The organism is Mucilaginibacter sp. OK283, assembly GCF_900110415.1.
Lineage (GTDB): Bacteria > Bacteroidota > Bacteroidia > Sphingobacteriales > Sphingobacteriaceae > Mucilaginibacter.
In genome coordinates, this window is sequence record NZ_FODR01000004.1 from 488,907 (window position 1) to 506,224 (window position 17,318).

Annotated in this window: 12 protein-coding genes; 10 read left to right on the top strand and 2 right to left on the bottom strand. The window is 42.9% G+C overall.

Annotated features, from left to right (window positions below):
• The first annotated feature begins 305 nt into the window (after positions 1-305).
• Complete coding sequence (locus BMX56_RS12930; RefSeq protein ID WP_090647817.1) at positions 306-701, top strand: hypothetical protein; 396 nt, start codon at positions 306-308, stop codon at positions 699-701.
• 762 nt (positions 702-1,463) lie between these two features.
• On the opposite strand, the gene BMX56_RS12935 is transcribed toward BMX56_RS12930, so the two are convergent.
• A complete protein-coding gene (locus BMX56_RS12935; protein ID WP_090647822.1) occupies positions 1,464-2,159 on the bottom strand; it encodes a hypothetical protein in 696 nt (231 codons plus the stop codon).
• A gap of 402 nt (positions 2,160-2,561) precedes the next feature.
• Here BMX56_RS12935 and BMX56_RS12940 point away from each other — a divergent pair, with 402 nt between their 5' ends.
• The gene (locus BMX56_RS12940; RefSeq protein ID WP_090647825.1) at positions 2,562-2,879 is read left to right on the top strand and encodes a hypothetical protein; all 318 of its coding nucleotides are present in this window, start codon (positions 2,562-2,564) and stop codon (positions 2,877-2,879) included.
• 76 nt (positions 2,880-2,955) lie between these two features.
• On the opposite strand, the gene BMX56_RS12945 is transcribed toward BMX56_RS12940, so the two are convergent.
• Positions 2,956-3,849: an SMP-30/gluconolactonase/LRE family protein gene (locus BMX56_RS12945; RefSeq protein ID WP_090647830.1), complete on the bottom strand. Its 894-nt coding sequence runs from the start codon at positions 3,847-3,849 to the stop codon at positions 2,956-2,958.
• A gap of 244 nt (positions 3,850-4,093) precedes the next feature.
• Between BMX56_RS12945 and lysS the strand changes: the two genes are divergently transcribed.
• The 8 genes from lysS (at position 4,094) to BMX56_RS12985 (ending at position 17,261) form a co-directional block, all read left to right on the top strand.
• Positions 4,094-5,815, top strand: coding sequence for a lysine--tRNA ligase (gene lysS / locus BMX56_RS12950; protein WP_090647833.1), 1,722 nt, complete (start codon positions 4,094-4,096; stop codon positions 5,813-5,815).
• Between the two features lie 215 nt (positions 5,816-6,030).
• The gene (locus BMX56_RS12955; protein ID WP_090647837.1) at positions 6,031-7,308 is read left to right on the top strand and encodes a M16 family metallopeptidase; all 1,278 of its coding nucleotides are present in this window, start codon (positions 6,031-6,033) and stop codon (positions 7,306-7,308) included.
• Positions 7,309-7,432: 124 nt separating this feature from the next.
• Complete coding sequence (locus BMX56_RS12960; protein ID WP_090647841.1) at positions 7,433-8,716, top strand: M16 family metallopeptidase; 1,284 nt, start codon at positions 7,433-7,435, stop codon at positions 8,714-8,716.
• 193 nt (positions 8,717-8,909) lie between these two features.
• Positions 8,910-10,382 carry an IMP dehydrogenase gene (guaB, locus tag BMX56_RS12965; protein ID WP_090647845.1) on the top strand — a complete coding sequence of 491 codons (1,473 nt, stop codon included), beginning with the start codon at positions 8,910-8,912 and terminating at the stop codon, positions 10,380-10,382.
• Between the two features lie 132 nt (positions 10,383-10,514).
• Positions 10,515-11,099 carry an LOG family protein gene (locus tag BMX56_RS12970; protein ID WP_090647849.1) on the top strand — a complete coding sequence of 195 codons (585 nt, stop codon included), beginning with the start codon at positions 10,515-10,517 and terminating at the stop codon, positions 11,097-11,099.
• A 440-nt stretch (positions 11,100-11,539) separates the two neighbouring features.
• Positions 11,540-13,477, top strand: coding sequence for an SGNH/GDSL hydrolase family protein (locus BMX56_RS12975; protein WP_090647854.1), 1,938 nt, complete (start codon positions 11,540-11,542; stop codon positions 13,475-13,477).
• A gap of 123 nt (positions 13,478-13,600) precedes the next feature.
• Positions 13,601-14,914 (top strand): alpha-L-fucosidase, encoded by a 1,314-nt coding sequence (locus BMX56_RS12980; protein WP_090647857.1) that lies wholly within the window; start codon positions 13,601-13,603, stop codon positions 14,912-14,914.
• Between the two features lie 10 nt (positions 14,915-14,924).
• Positions 14,925-17,261 (top strand): glycoside hydrolase family 95 protein, encoded by a 2,337-nt coding sequence (locus tag BMX56_RS12985; RefSeq protein ID WP_090647862.1) that lies wholly within the window; start codon positions 14,925-14,927, stop codon positions 17,259-17,261.
• The last annotated feature ends 57 nt before the right edge of the window (positions 17,262-17,318 follow it).

A 17,318-nucleotide genomic window follows, 5' to 3' on the forward strand; every position in this document is an offset into this window, starting at 1 on the left:
TAACTGATGTTTAATTATTAGAATAACATCATGGGGAAGAAGAAAGTTTTAGGGTAGTTCACTGGTTCATTAGTTCATTGGTATTTCAGGTGGTGCCAACATAGGTGAGGAACAGGTGTACCACCCCGTACCAGGGTGTTTCACCCGTACCACCCCGTTTCATGGTGTTTCATTTCCGGGCGGTACACACACTTTGTTGGTTATACATAGTATCGAAAAAAGGCTTGTTTTTTTAACCGGGCATTGTTCATTATTATTTAAACCAATACAGCAAAAATCAGTCATACCATAAAAAAATATAAACTATGAAAAAGATATTCATGATGATAGCTTTTATAGCAGGACTGGGCTTATTTGCACACGCCCAGGAAAAAGCAAAGGCGACTCCCGCGTTACGGGCTGCAAAACAAACTAAAGTATTAACTAAACAGCTTAACCTGAGCAACAGCCAGATAACCCAGGTGAATGCGGTATTACTGGAACAGGGTAAAAGCCTGGATAGTTTGAAGGCCCTTAAAGGTACAAACGATAAAAAAGAACAAAGATATTCACATAAACAGATCCGTGACAACGCGCAAACTAAACTGGAGGCCATTTTTACTGCCGAACAAAAAACGAAATACCTCGCTTTTGTAGAAGCCCAAAAACAAAAAAAGGCCGCCAGGAAAGAGGCGAAGACATCGCCGGCGTCGCAGAACTAGCTAACGGTATTTTGCGGGATAACGATTTTAACCCCGCCGCTATAACAAGCCGCCCTGGTATGCCATGGCGGCTTTGTGTTGTAACTCTGGGCGAAATTGTTCCGGTTTGATGCCCTTGGTTCGGTCATTAATGCCTATTTGAGTCGATTGATATATAATAGGTTGCAGTTTTTAGCTGGGTTATAACAGTTTTTTATCTGATAAGTGCATGGTTTCTAATAAATCGCATCAAAATCTGCAAAAGTCATCAACATAACCAATAAATAATCAAAATATTTTAATCGTAGGGCACTATTGGTATTATTATTGCGTTAAATGAACATATTGATATACAGATAGATAATGTGTTTAAATGACAATTATTTATTTATCAATATCGCACTTAAATGCTTGCTGTATTATTAAATTGTTAATAGTTAACTTTTTTACTTAAAATATTTGCAAAATAAAAGATGTGTAGTATATTTGCAGTGTAGTATTTGTAAGGCGCTGAACGGCAGCACCAGAAGGTTCGAGACCTCCCTTACAGCTCTTCTCATAATTTAGGTTTATAATTGGTTAGAACGCGCCCCTGCCCATCAGAGGGCGCTTCTTGTTTCTATAGGTTTTTAAAACTTTCAAAACCGAATCTGAAAGCATCCAACCTATCTAAAGGTTGTTTGATGAATTTGGATGATTACCCGTTGATTACTGGGCAGTTTATGAAATTCGGTTAAAAAAACGCTGAAATGATTTGAGTTATCTTTATTTGCTTAACCTGCGTTATTCAATAAAACTACGCCAATGATTCTTCCAATAATGCTTCAAAATAAAATCGATATGTTTACCTGTTGAAACAGGCGTATCACCGTTAATCCGAACTTTCCATTTTTTTATAAAAACACGCTTTTGACCGTTGAGTTTGTAAAACGAAATGCCATAGTCACCGTTATCGTCATACTTAATATTGCCCACGTTGATGATCTTTGAATCGGTAATGTAAAACAGGTTGCTGCTCCAAACTCTTCCCATACAACAATCCTCGTAAGTATAGTAAAATTTTGTTGTTGGAATCCTTTCCGCATTTGAACAATCGCCGGCTAATTTGAATGTATTTGATTTTACGTCGTAAATAATCAGGTCCTGTGCACCCGAATCTACTCCCCTTAGTTCTACGGTGATATCTTTATAGCCATCTCCATTAAAATCAATGAATTTAAAATAAACCACTTCGTCATCGGCGGTTGCTTTATAAACTATTTTGCCGCTTTTATCTTTTATATAAAACCTGCCAGGGCTAACGCCATCACCAAAGGTATTTATCGCAGTATAACTAATACCGTTTATGATTTTGGTTTTACTTTGTCGGACTGAATCTTTTTTTGAGGTTAACGGAGTTAAAACCGGCTTCAAGTTGAAATGCAAATGCACGACATTAGACAACGTTAAAAAAAGCGATATTTTACCAATAAAATTCATTAATATAATATAATAAATGACTTACCAATTTACATTTTTTAATACAAAAAAATAGTTTTTGCCTGCTTTAAATGAAGGTTAAAAATCGCCGGTTCGGGAATAAAGAAGAATGGGAAAGAGTTCGCTGTCTTTTTTCCTTGTTGTCAAAAAATATTTATACTTTTCTGCAGTTATCCGCATAAATGAAATAAGTTCTGTAACGGATTGAGTACAATTGTATGGATTAAACACCGAAAACCGGGTTCTATGTTTTATCAGGTAAATATGTTTTTTCGATTTAACTTAATTTGTCACATCCGCTTTAAATTGTACCTGCCAATTTTAACCATCCACAATAACCATCATAGAGCCATAAAACAAAATACTTATACTACTGTATTAATCTAACAAAACCACTTGCTTATGAAAAATCCGGTCTACGCAGATTTAAAGCATGCCGACGGCAGTTTACGAAATATTATCATTGAACCGGTATTGGAACATAACCTTGCGGATACGGGGGTATATAAAATTTACAAAACTTCGGTAGACAATGAGTCAACGCTGTTTACGGAAGAAATGGAGATTGATGGCGACGGCCCCTCTTTAGCCGATGAAGATAATCCCGATTATTTGGGCACCATATATTTCCCCCAGTCGGGACCCTGGCACTACGAAGGCGAACTGCTCAACAACGGTGAGCAACAGCAAATCATATCTATATTACAACAGAAAGCATAGTGCTGTAATCGAAAGTCTCAATTTTAAGTCAAAAGAACTAAATCCGGCTTAAGACTCACGACTTATGAATTCCGACTTAGTTAGCTCCTTTTACTTTCATTTGAAAAGTATATACCGCCTTTGACGCCGTAATAAATAATATATCCCGGTTTTTGCCGCTAAAACAGATATTGGCTGTCCAGGGCTCGTCAATATCAATGTGGCCAATTTTTTCGCCTTTAGGGTTAAAAATAGTCACGCCTTTGCCCGTAAGGTATATGTCGCCCAGTTCGTCAATCGTCATCCCGTCTGATCCCATCGCCACAAAAAGCATTTTGTTGGTTAATGAACCGTCTTTATTAATATCGTAGCGATAGGTTTTGTTATCCCCTATATCGGCAACAAAAAGATGTTTGCCATCGGCAGTGCCAACTATGCCATTCGGCCTCACAAATTTATCATCAACCATAACGGCTTCATGTTTACCTTTTGGCAGGTAATAAAGCTTTTGGCCGTCAAGCTCGGGCTTTTTGTGCGTCCAATAGTCGCGTTGGTAATAGGGGTCGGTTATATATAGCCCACCATCCGGCCTTACCCAAACATCATTAGGTCCGTTAAATATTTGCCCTTTATAGCCGGTAAGTAATACTTCTATTTTTCCTTTCGGGCTGATAGACCAAAGTTCGTTTTTACCATCGGCACAGCTTATGAGGTTGCCCTTACTGTCAAAATCCATTCCGTTGCTGCGGCCGGCGCTATCCATAAAAACAGAAAGTTTGCCGTCCGTGCTATACTTCCAGATCTTATTATTGGGCTGATCCGTAAAAAATACATTGCCTTTTTTGTCAACAGCAGGCCCTTCGGTGAATGCGAATTGTTTGGCAATTAACACAGCTTTGGTGCCGGCGTTGTATAAAGCAGTAGTATCCTGGCTAAATACTTTGCAAGTGGCTGCTATAAGGCATAATAATATAACGGACAGTTTTTTCATGGTTTGGTAATTGGTTGGCTAATGTAAGGGGTTTTAAAGGGAAAAAGAAGAAAAAGCTCGCAAGCCCCCTCTGAATCTCCCCCTGAAGGGGGAGACTTTTGATTTGCATTAAGAGGGAGGTGATTATTTCATTAAACTTCAAATAACCATGCAAATCAAAAAGTTCCCCCTTCAGGGGGTTAGGGGGCTAATTTTCCATTAAAAACGCTATTTTTGCACCTTTATTAAAAATACCGTTCAAAACATGAGTATTGCACTATCCGAGCAGGAAATTATCCGCCGCGAATCTTTACAAAAATTAAGGGAACTGGGCATAAACCCGTACCCCGCCGAAGCATTTGATGTTAACGCCTGGGCACAGGATATTACCGATAATTTTGCAATAAAACCCGAGGCCTACCAAAATGTAGTTATCGCAGGCCGTATCATGACCCGCCGTATCATGGGCAATGCATCATTTGCCGAGTTGCAGGATTCAACCGGCCGGATCCAGATCTACCTGAAACGCGATGATATTTGCCCTGATGAGGATAAAACTTTATACAATACCGTATTTAAAAAACTCCTTGATATCGGCGATTACATTGGTATTAAAGGTTATGTATTTTTAACCCAAACCGGCGAGATATCGGTTCACGTTCGCGAATTGATTGTTCTTTCTAAATCGCTTAAACCGCTACCTGTTGTTAAGCGCGAGGACGACGGAACCATTCATGATGGATTTACAGACCCCGAATTACGTTACCGTCAGCGTTATGTTGATTTAACTGTTAACCCGGCTTATAAACAAATATTCATCAACCGGTCCAAAGTGATTAGCAGTATGCGCAACTATTTTAACGCGCAGGGCTGGATGGAGGTAGAAACCCCCATACTGCAGCCGGTACATGGCGGCGCAGCGGCGCGTCCGTTTGCCACGCACCACAATACGCTGGATATGCCTTTGTTTTTGCGCATAGCCAATGAACTTTACCTGAAACGCCTTATTGTTGCGGGTTTTGATGGTGTGTATGAGTTTGGTAAAATGTTCCGTAACGAGGGTATGGACCGTACCCACAACCCGGAATTTACAGCAATGGAAATTTATGTAGCCTATAAAGACTATATATGGATGATGGCCATGGTTGAAGAATGTTTGGAAACTGTTGCTAAAGCTGTTCACGGCATTCCCGTGGTGCAGGTTGGTAGCAACGAGATCAACTTTGCCGGTCCGTACGAAAAATTATCCATGTACGATTCTATCCTGAAATATACAGGGATAGATGTATCGGCCATGGATGAAGCCGCTTTGCGCGAAACCTGTGCCGAGCTGAAAATAGAAGTTAACCCAACCATGGGTAAAGGCAAACTGATTGACGAGATCTTCAGCGCCAAGGTTGAACATAACCTGATCCAGCCAACTTACATTACCGATTACCCAATCGAAATGACCCCGCTTGCCAAAAAACACCGTACCAAAGATGGCCTGGTAGAGCGTTTTGAGCTTTTTGTAAATGGTAAAGAGATAGCCAATGCCTATTCGGAGTTAAATGACCCTATTGACCAGCGCGAGCGTTTAGAGGAGCAGTTGATACTTGCAGGCAGGGGCGATGATGAAGCCATGGCCATGGACGACGACTTTTTACGCGCCCTGGAGTACGGTATGCCTCCAACATCAGGCCTGGGTATCGGTATCGACAGGTTGGTGATGCTGATGACCAATCAGAGCACTATCCAGGAAGTATTATTCTTCCCGCAGATGCGCCCCGAGAAAAAAGCTAAAGTTGTTACTGCTGACGACTTTATAAATATAGGTGTTAAGGCCGAGTGGGTACCCGTGCTTAATGCAATGGGGTTTAATGCGGTAGATGAACTAAAAGCCGCCAACCCCAACAAAGTATTTAATGATCTTGGCGGCATGCGCAAAAAATTGAAGCTGGATATTACCATGCCTACCAAAGACGAGGTGATGGCCTGGTTTAAATAATATACAAGAAAACTAACGTTACCTTTTACAACGACCGCGAAGTGCCTTATTTAAAGGAAATTCGCGGTCGTTTTTTTATTAATTAATGGCGCTTTTTGAGACCGTTGCTGAGTGCCAGTTTTCTTCCGTCTTGATTCTTGACTCTTAATTCTTGACTCTCCGCTCCGATTGTCGTCAAAAGTTTTACATTTGCTTTGTTAAAATAAGAACTATCCATGGTTAAATTCAACCGGTTTACACTGGATAATGGCCTCCGGGTTATTGTTCATGAAGATAATACCACGCCTATGGCAGTGCTCAACATTCTGTATGATGTTGGTGCACGCGACGAAGATCCCGAGCAAACAGGCTTTGCTCATTTGTTTGAGCACCTGATGTTCGGCGGATCTGTAAATATTCCAAGCTACGATGAGCCACTGCAAAGGGTAGGAGGCGAAAACAATGCTTTTACCAGTAACGATATCACCAACTATTACATCACCCTGCCATCGGCCAATATCGAAACAGCATTTTGGCTCGAGAGCGATCGCATGTTAAACCTCGCCTTTAGCGAAAAAAGTCTTGAGGTGCAGCGTAACGTAGTAATTGAGGAGTTTAAGCAGCGTTACCTTAACCAGCCTTACGGCGATGTTTGGCTAAAGCTACGCCCGCTGGTTTATAAACAGCACGCTTACCGTTGGGCTACCATTGGTAAAACCATCAAGCACATCGAGGATGCCAAAATTGAGGATGTGAAAGCATTCTTTAAAAAACATTATAACCCGCAAAATGCCATTATGGTAGTTGGGGGCAATATCACAACCGAAGAGGTTAAAAAGCTCTCCGAAAAATGGTTTGGCCCAATCCCCGCAGGCGATAAATACACACGCAACCTGCCGCAGGAGCCCGAACAGCATGACGAACGCCGCGAAACCGTTACCGCCAAAGTACCGTTGAACGATGTGTACATCGCGTTCCAGATGGGGGCGAGGCTGGATGATGATTATTACCCGGTGGAATTACTGAGTGATATCTTGTCGCGTGGTCACTCGTCACGTTTGTACCGTAGTTTGGTGCAGGATAAGCAAATTTTTAGCGAGGTGCATGCCTACATTACAGGCAGCCTGGATAAAGGTATGTTTGTGTTAGAGGGCAAACCCCTGGAAAACGTTAGCATTGAGCAGGCCGAAGCCGCGTTTTGGGACGAGCTGGAAAAAGTAAAAGCCACGGAGATTCCGGCTGATGAGTTGACCAAGGTGCAAAACAAGACCGAATCGACCATGGTGTTTTCTGAAATGTCGTTGTTGGATAAAGCCATGAACCTGGCCTCGTTTGAACTGCTGGGCGATGCCGACCTGCTGAACCAGGAAACCGCTAAATACCTTGCGGTAACTCCTGCGCAGATCAAAGAAGCCGCCAACAAGATATTCAGGAAAGATAATTCATCAACGCTGATATACCTGGCCGAGAAAGCAGAAGTTTCTGAATCAGAATTTTCAGAATTAGAGAATTAACAGAATTGGAATTGATCTGAACCACGATTTTTCAGATTAACGGATTTACAGGATTAGTCTAATCAAATCCAAAAAATCTGATTAATCTGCTTAATCCGGGTTCAGAAAAAAGAATTACTGACCAATGACCAACTTAGATAGAACATTAGCCCCTGATTTTAAGGCTATCGATAATATAAACCTGATACGGCCCGCGCATAAAAAGCTCGGTAACGGCTGTAATATATTTTGCTTTAACTCCGGCGACCAGGAATTGGTACGTATAGAATGGATTTTTGGCAACCTGCGTTTTAACCCGGCGCTGCCGCTGTTGAACATGGCCGTAAATACCATGCTCACCGAAGGTACCAGTACATTAACCGCGGCCCAGATTGCCGATAAGGTTGATTTTTACGGTGCCTTTTTGCAGGTGGAATACGGGTACGAAAACTCGCAGGTTGTATTGTACAGCCTTAATAAGCACCTGCACCATACCTTGCCGGTTATTGTTGATATTTTAACCAATTCAACCTTCCCCGAGAAAGAATTGGAAACTTTTAAACGTAACCAGCAACAAAAGCTACAGGTTAGCCTGCAAAAAAATGATGTTGTTGGCCGCCGCAATTTTAACAAGGCGGTTTATGGCGATACCATATACGGGGTGGGTGCAAGCTTTGATAATTATAAAGCCCTGCAGCGCGATGAATTGGTTGCACACTATAAAGAGCAATACCAGCCATCAAACTGCACCATTATCATTTCAGGGAAAATTGAACCGGAAACTTTGACCCTTATTACCGATACGTTTGATAAAGGCTGGGTTAATGGCAACAAACCCGCCGATACTACCCAACCCGAAATTGTACCGGCTACAGAGTTATTTTACTTTACCGAGAAGCCAGAAGCCCTGCAATCGGCCATAAGGATAGGTACACCGATGATTAACCGCAGCCACCCGGACTTTCAGCAACTACAGGTGTTGAATACGGTTTTGGGCGGCTATTTCGGGTCGAGGCTGATGGCCAACATTCGCGAGGATAAAGGTTATACGTATGGCATCGGCTCGGGGCTGGGCTCGTTTAAACAGGCCGGGTCCTTCTTTGTAGCTACCGAGGTAGGGGCAGATGTGTGCAAACCGGCCCTTGCCGAAATTGAAAAGGAAATCAATATCCTGAAAACCGAACTGATCCCCGACGAGGAGCTTTCATTGGTACGCAACTACATGTTGGGCTCGCTGTTAGGCAGCCTGGAGAATGTTTTTTCGCATGCCGATAAATTCAAAAGCATCTACTTTGCCGGTTTGGACTATGATTATTATGACAGGTATGCCGCCACTGTAAAAAGTGTCGACTCGACAAGGTTATTGGAATTAGCCAATAAATATTTCCATTTTGAGAACTTCTATAAAGTGATAGTAGGAAAGTATTAATTTTTAATTTGGGATTTCGGATGTTCGATTTCGGATTTGGTCTTTAATTCCGAAATTGAACATCCGAAATCCCAAATTTCCCCAAATATCACAGAAAGGCAATTTTTAAATAATTCCAAAATCGAACATCCGAAATCCGAAATAAAAAGTTAGCTTTGCCCGGCAAATAATAACTCCAAAATAATTATTTGCTATGCAGTTAGACCCATCTAAATTTGTTGCCGAAGGATTAACTTACGACGACGTTTTACTACTCCCCGCTTATTCAGAAGTATTACCGCGCGATGTTAACACCAGCAGCTGGTTAACAAAAAACATCCGTTTAAACATTCCCATCATTTCGGCAGCTATGGATACCGTTACCGAAGCTGGCCTGGCTATTGCGATTGCCCAGGCGGGTGGCATAGGTATGCTGCATAAAAATATGACCATACAGGCCCAGGCCGATGAAGTTCGTAAAGTTAAACGGTCTGAAAGCGGCATGATCCAGGACCCGGTTACCTTGCTGGAAGATGCCCTGCTTGCAGATGCATTCCAGATCATGAAGGAGTTTAGCATTGGTGGTATCCCGGTAATTGATGCCGATCATCGCCTTAAGGGTATTATCACCAACCGCGATTTGCGTTTCCAAAAAGATATGAGCGTTCCGGTTAGTACCGTAATGACTAAAACAAACCTGATCACAGCTCCAGAAGGTACCACACTTACCGAGGCTGCTGCGATACTGCAAAGCAATAAAATTGAAAAATTACCAGTTGTAAACACCAATGGTAAGCTGGTAGGTTTAATTACATACAAAGACATTCAGAAGGTTAAAAACTTCCCCAACGCCTGTAAAGACGAGTTTGGCCGCCTGCGGGTAGGAGCTGCCGTTGGCGTTGCTGCCGACAATATCGACCGCGTAACCGCCCTGGTAAACGCTGGTGTTGATGTGGTTACGGTTGATACAGCCCACGGCCACAGCAAAGGGGTTATTGATATGGTGAAAGCCATTAAAGCCTTATATCCAAACCTGCAGGTTATTGCCGGTAACATTGCTACAGGCGATGCAGCCATTGCCCTTGCAGATGCAGGCGCCGATGCCGTTAAAGTGGGTATTGGTCCGGGTTCAATTTGTACTACCCGTATTATAGCGGGTGTGGGTGTACCACAACTATACGCCGTTTACGAGTGCGCTAAAGCATTAGAAGGTCGCGGCATCCCCGTTATTGCCGATGGTGGTATCAAACAAACCGGCGACATTGTGAAGGCTATTGCAGCCGGTGCAAGCTCTATCATGGCAGGCTCGTTATTTGCCGGGGTTGAAGAGTCGCCGGGTGAAACTATTATATACGAAGGCCGTAAGTTTAAATCGTACCGTGGTATGGGCTCGGTTGAGGCCATGGCAAAGGGATCGAAGGATCGTTATTTCCAGGACGAAACCGATGTGGTAACCAAACTGGTTCCCGAAGGTATTGTGGGCCGCGTACCATTTAAAGGCAGTATGGCCGAAGTGGTATTCCAATACATTGGCGGTTTACGCGCCGGTATGCACTACTGTGGTGCTGCCAACATTGAAGATTTGCAGCGCGCCAAGTTTGTACGGATAACCGCAGCCGGCATGCGCGAAAGCCACCCGCACGATATTACTATTACCAAGGAAGCTCCTAATTACACAAGCAGGTAGGTTAGTTGATTGGGTTGATTAGGTTAAGTGGTTGATTGAGTTTATTAGAAATTCATATCAACACAGTCAACCCAATTAACTACAACCCAACCCAATCAACTTAATCCAACCCAATCAACCACTCACCAATAAATGAAATCCATCTGCGTATTCTGCGGTGCCAACTTTAACGGCGATCTTTTATTAAAACAAGCTATTGAGCAACTGACCGAAGTTATGGTAAGCCGCGATATTACCCTGGTATTTGGCGGCGGTAAAGTTGGCGTAATGGGGCTGATAGCCGATGCCATTTTAAGCCGTGGCGGTAAAGCGATAGGCGTAATACCGCAATTTTTGATGGATAAGGAAGTTGGCCATACCGGGTTAACCGAGCTGCACATTGTAGATAACATGCACCAGCGCAAACAAATGATGAATGATTTGTGCGATGGCATCATCACCCTGCCCGGCGGACTGGGTACCCTCGAAGAGTTTTTTGAAGTGCTTACCTGGCTGCAGTTAGGCCTGCACAACCACCCGATAGGTTTGCTTAATACAGGCGGGTATTACGATTCACTGTTAAAACAACTGGATGTCATGGTCGACCAGAAATTTCTTAAACCCACCAACCGCGAGCTGGTTATCACCTCGGGAGACCCTATTGAGCTGGTAAACCTAATGGATAATTTCAATGTCAAACCCGATGAAGTTTGGTTTAGGGACAGAGATCTGACATAGTTTGTTGTTTGCAGCTTATCTCTATTTTGATTACATAACGCCGTTACTCTGGTACCGTCGGGTGTAGTATCCGGCAAAAGCACAGCAAGCATCACACCACAGCCAAACGGGTTATTCGATACAATCATGATTTGCGGTTAATTAGATCGAAACTGATTTTACTAATACGAAGATCGGTAATTTAGTACAATGGCATAATTGTTTTAAGCGCATTTTATAACACTATTTATCGGTGTATAATCCATCGTTTTAAAAGGTTTATCCATTTTTTGAAGTGCAATTAGCTTATATATTTACCCCAACCAATAATAACAAATAGGGTAAATGCAGCATCTTTTAACACGTGCACATGGCCATGTTATGGCCTGTTTAAAAATACTTTGTTCACAAAAGCCGCGAAGCGCATAAACACCTTTGCCCGAATTGTAATGTTAAAACCTATGTCAAAATTAAAACACGCTGTTTTTTTATTACTGTTAACAACCCTTTTTATTAATGCAGATGCACAAAGCAAGACCAACTTATGGAAAGGCTTTGAAAGAATACAACTGAAATTTGCCGACCGGGATGCTTACTATGTTAAGCCCGCACATCCGTTGCCTGGTAATCCCTGGGTTTGGCGCACATCTTTCCCCGACTGGCATACTGATATAGACAGTATTTTGCTTGCGAAAGGGTTTTATATAGCCTTTATAAATGTTGATAACCGGTATGGTGCGCCATCGGCAATGAAGTTTTATGATGTATTTTACACTTATTTAACTACGCAGCTTGCCTTTGCACCAAAGGTAGCACTCGAAGCTGTGAGCAGGGGAGGCCTGTATGCTTATGCCTGGGCCAAACGCAATCCCGATAAGGTAACCTGTATTTATGCGGAAACGCCGGTTTGTGATATTAAAAGCTGGCCCGGAGGAAAGTTGAAAGGGGCTGGAGATGAAGACGCCTGGAACGAACTAAAACAGGTTTTTCATTTTACCGAAGAACAGGCTATTGCTTATAACGATAACCCAATTGATAACCTGGAAGGCCTGGCTTCATTCCGCGTACCCATTTTACATACCATAGGACTCGACGATAAACTTGCCCCGCCTGCCGAGAATAGCGATGTGCTGGCCAAACGCTATATTGCTTTGGGTGGTCCCATTAGTATCCATCCCGTAACACAGGGGCCAATGGAGTTACAGGGGCATCATTTCACGGTAGATCGCCCGGCTTATTACGCCGAATTTATATACAATAACTCATACCCGGTACAAAAAATACTGCCTTACACAAATTATATCAAAACGGCGGGCGGCTTAAATAACTTTTACTATGCTGCAACAGTAAATAAAAAAGCTACCGTTTCTTTTTTAGGCGGATCGATCACTTTTAACCCCGGTTGGCGCGATAAGGTCTGCAAATATCTCAGGGAAACTTACCCCGAAACAGATTTTCATTTTATAGCTGCCGGGATACCATCGTTAGGCAGTTTACCGCACGCATTCAGGTTGCAAAGGGATATCCTTGACTCGGGTAAAACCGACCTGCTGTTTGTAGAGGCTGCTGTAAACGATAGGGGCACAGATAGTACTACGCAGGTTCGGGCTTTAGAAGGTATTATAAGGCATGCAAAAACGAACAACCCAATGATGGATGTTATAATGATGGCCTTTGTTGATCCTCAAAAAATAGACAACTACGCCAAAGGCAAAGTATCGCCCGAACTGCTGAACCACCAGCTGGTAGCTACTCATTACAATTTACCTTATGTAAACCTGGCGTTGGGGGTTAACGATAAAATAAAAAACAAAGAGCTAACCTGGGCCGATGATTTTAAAGATATCCACCCCTGGTATCATGGGCAGGAGCTTTACTTTGAAACCATTAAAGCCTTGCTGCAGGCCGGCGTTGCTGCAAATTATAAACAACCGGTTAAAGCTGTTTTACCTAAATCAATTGATAACGCCAGTTATAATAATGGTAGCTATTATAACATTACTAATGCCCGGTTGGATAAAGGCTGGGCTATCGATACCAAATGGAATCCCAGGGATGGCTTGTCAACCCGCCCGGGTTTTGTTGATGTACCCATGTTACAGGCTACCGAACCAGGTGGCGAACTCGCCCTGCCATTTAAAGGCACAGCTGTTGGTATTGCGGTGGTGGCTGGGCCCGATGCGGGCATTATATCTTACTCAATTGATGGTGGCGCTTATAAAGATCTGGATTTATTGACTGAATATTATAGCTGGATTCATCTTGGGGTTTACCATATATTGGGCGATAAGCTGAACAATGGCAACCATACTTTAAAAATTAAAATAAGCGATAAAAAGAACAATTTGAGTAAAGGCCATGCCTGCCGCATTGTTAACTTTTTTGTAAACAATAAATAAGTGATTGGTTGATTAGGCTTAATAAGTGAATGGTTTTTAAAACCAAACCAACCTAATCCAACTCAATCAACCTAATTAAACCCAATCCAACTCAGTCTAACCAAAAAATAATTAAACTATACTATGAAAAGAAAAGCAGGACTATTGGGAGTCCTTTTATTAAGTACCTGTTTAGCTATCGCTCAGCAGGCAACAAGTTCAATTCCGGTTAAAACTCCCAAAGCGGTCATGGATCAGTTTATGGATAAACGTTTCGGTATGTTTATTCATTTTGGCCCGGTAACCCAGCGTGGTACCGAAATTGGCTGGAGCCGCAACGATCAGGTGTCTGAGGAGGATTACGATAACTTGTACCACGAATTTAACCCGGTATTATTTAATGCCGATGCCTGGGTAAAGGCTGCTAAGGATGCCGGTATGAAATATCTCACCATAACAGCCAAACATCATGATGGCTTCCTGTTGTGGCCAAGTGCTTATTCGGATTATAATATTTCCAAATCGCCTTTTAAAAGAGATCTGGTTGGGGAATTGGCCAAAGCCTGTAAAAAACAAGGCATTACCTTTTGTATCTATATGACTGTGCTCGACTGGCATGACCAGGATTACCCGATAGATAACCCTCATCACCCCGAAATAAATGCCAGGAAAGGAGATATGACTGCTTTTAAAACCCGCATGAAAAACGAGTTGAAAGAAGTGATTACCAAATACCATCCGTTTATGCTTTGGTTTGATGGCTATTGGGAAAAACCATGGACAACAGAAGATGGCAAAGAAATTTACAGTTACATCAAAAGCGTTGATGCTAATGTAGTTATAAACAACAGGCTTGGGAAAATAAGCGATAAGCTTGGCGGCGATGCAGTAGGTGACTTTTTAACCCCTGAACAAACGATAGGCAAACTTAATATGGATGAACCATGGGAAAGTTGCATTACCATGTGCAACCAATGGGCCTGGAAACCAAATGATGGGATGAAATCACTAAAACAGTGCATCCAAACTTTGGTAACATCAGCATCGGGTAATGGCAACCTGTTATTTAACGTTGGCCCGGCGATGGATGGCCACATAGAAGCCCGGCAGGTAGCCCGTTTAAAAGAAATGGGGGCCTGGTTAAGGCAAAACGGTGAAGCGATTTATGGCACAAAAGGTGGCCCATACGCACCAACCGCCGAATATGGTGCAACGCGCTTGGACAATAAAATTTATATCAATGTTTTTCAACGTAAGGATAGCACGCTAAATATTCCATTGCTGCCCAATGTCAAAATCCTGAAATCATACTTTTTGAACGGCAATGCGGTTGCAATCCGATCGGACAGTAAAGGCTACAAGATAGAGTTGCCGGCCACTTTACCTGATGAAAATTGCTCGGTAATTGTATTGGAGCTCGACGTGAATGCTATGGATATACCGGTAATAAAATTATAACCTGCACTAAATGAATTTTACAAAAAATATAACTATTTCGACTGTTTTTTTATTGCTGTCTACGTTTTCTTTCGCCCAAAAAAAGGCGCTTAATTTACTTTACGATAAGCCCGCATCGCGCTGGGAAGAGACCCTTGCCCTGGGTAACGGCCGTTTAGGCATGATGCCTGATGGGGGAGTGAGCGACGAAAGGATTGTACTTAACGACATTACACTTTGGTCGGGATCAGTACAGGATGCCAATAATTATGATGCCTATAAAAAACTGCCCGAAATAAAGGCATTATTATTGGCCGGTAAAAACGTAGAGGCACAGGCCCTGATTGATAAAGATTTTGTATGTAAAGGCCCCGGATCAGGAGGCAAACAATGGGGCTGTTTTCAAACGCTGGGCGATTTAAACCTAAAGTTTAATTATAATGGTGCAGATGCTACTAAATATACCAACTATCAGCGGGAGTTGTCGCTGGATAATGCATTAGCGAAAAGTACTTATACAGTTAACGGCGTTACCTATAAACGGGAGTATTTTACCAGTTTTGGCAATGATGTTGATATTATCAAACTTACTGCCGATAAGCCCGGCCAACTGAATTTCAGTATTGGCATTAGCCGTCCGGAGCGCTCAAAAACCACCACAGTTGGCAATACGCTGCAAATGGAAGGTCGGTTGGATAATGGCACCGATGGGAACGGTATGCAATACATTGCCAATGTGAAAGCCAAACTCACCGGCGGTACATTAACCGCCATAGATAATAGCCTGGTTATAAAAAATGCTACCGAGGTTATTATCTACATTTCGGCAACTACCGACTTTAAGGGTCCCAATTTTAAGATTAAAATGGCTAAGAATTTAGCTGATGCTATGTTAAAGCCCTATGCCTTAGAAAAGCAGGAACATACCAGGAAGTTTCAAAAGCTGTTTAACCGTGTAAGCATCAATTTAGGTAACGATAACCCGACAGAAACTACCGATCAGCGGCTTATCAGCTTCCACAAAGCACCTGCTGATGATAAAGGCTTGCCGGTATTGTTTTACCAGTTTGGGCGCTATTTAAGTATTTGCAGTACAAGGGTAGGCTTGTTGCCGCCCAACCTGCAAGGACTATGGGCCAACGAAGTACACACCCCATGGAACGGCGATTACCACCTGGATGTAAACGTACAAATGAACCATTTCCCGGTTGAGGTTTCCAACTTGTCTGAACTAAACCTGCCATTGGTTGAGTTGGTGCGCGGCATGGTAAAAAATGGCGAACGTACAGCTAAAGCTTATTACAACGCCGATGGCTGGGTTGCCCACGTTATCACCAACGTTTGGGGATGGACTGAGCCTGGCGAGAGTGCCTCATGGGGCGTAACCAAGGCTGGTTCGGGTTGGTTGTGCAGCAATATCTGGGATCATTATGCTTTTACAAATGATAAAAACTACCTAAAAAGTATTTACCCCATTTTAAAGGGTTCGGCCCAGTTTTATAACAGCATATTGGTAAAAGACCCTAAAAGCGGCTATATGGTTACTGCGCCGTCATCATCGCCCGAAAATAGCTTTATTATGCCCGATGGCAGCGGCAATCACGCCAGTATCTGCATCGGTGCAACTATTGATAATCAAATAATGCGCGAGTTATTTACCAATGTAATTACCGCTTCGGAAACTTTAGGTATTGATGCCGCTTTTCGTGCTCAATTAAAAAAACGGTTAACAGAAATTCCGCCCGCCGGTATCATCAGCAAAGATGGCCGCATACAGGAGTGGCTGGAAGATTACAAGGAAACCGAGCCACAGCACAGGCACATCTCTCACCTGTATGGCATCTATCCGGCATCCGAAATTACAGCAGACGGCACGCCCGAACTGGCAGCCGCAGCTAAGAAAACCCTGGATGTACGCGGTGACGATGGCCCAAGCTGGTCTATTGCTTACAAACTCTTATTCTGGGCGAGACTGCACGATGGCAACCGGGCCTATAAATTATTCACCGAGATCATGAAGCCGACTACAAGTACAGGTATTAATTATGGTGCGGGTGGCGGTATTTATCCAAACCTGTTATCAGCCGGTCCGCCGTTCCAGATAGATGGAAACTTTGGCACAACTGCCGGTATTGCCGAAATGCTGATACAAAGCCATGAAGGCTATATCAACCTGATACCGGCAATTCCCGATAGGTGGAAAGCATCCGGCGATGTGAAAGGGTTACGTGCCCGTGGCAATTTTACTGTCGATTTTAAATGGAAAGATGGTAAGGTTATTAGCTACCGCGTTACATCAACCACGCCGCGTAAAGTGAAAATAAAGGTTAACGGGGTGATGAAAGAGGTGATGGCGAAAAAGGTGTAGTTAAATCAATGTACTAAACTACCGTCATTGCGAGGTACAAAGCAATCCTGAACTATG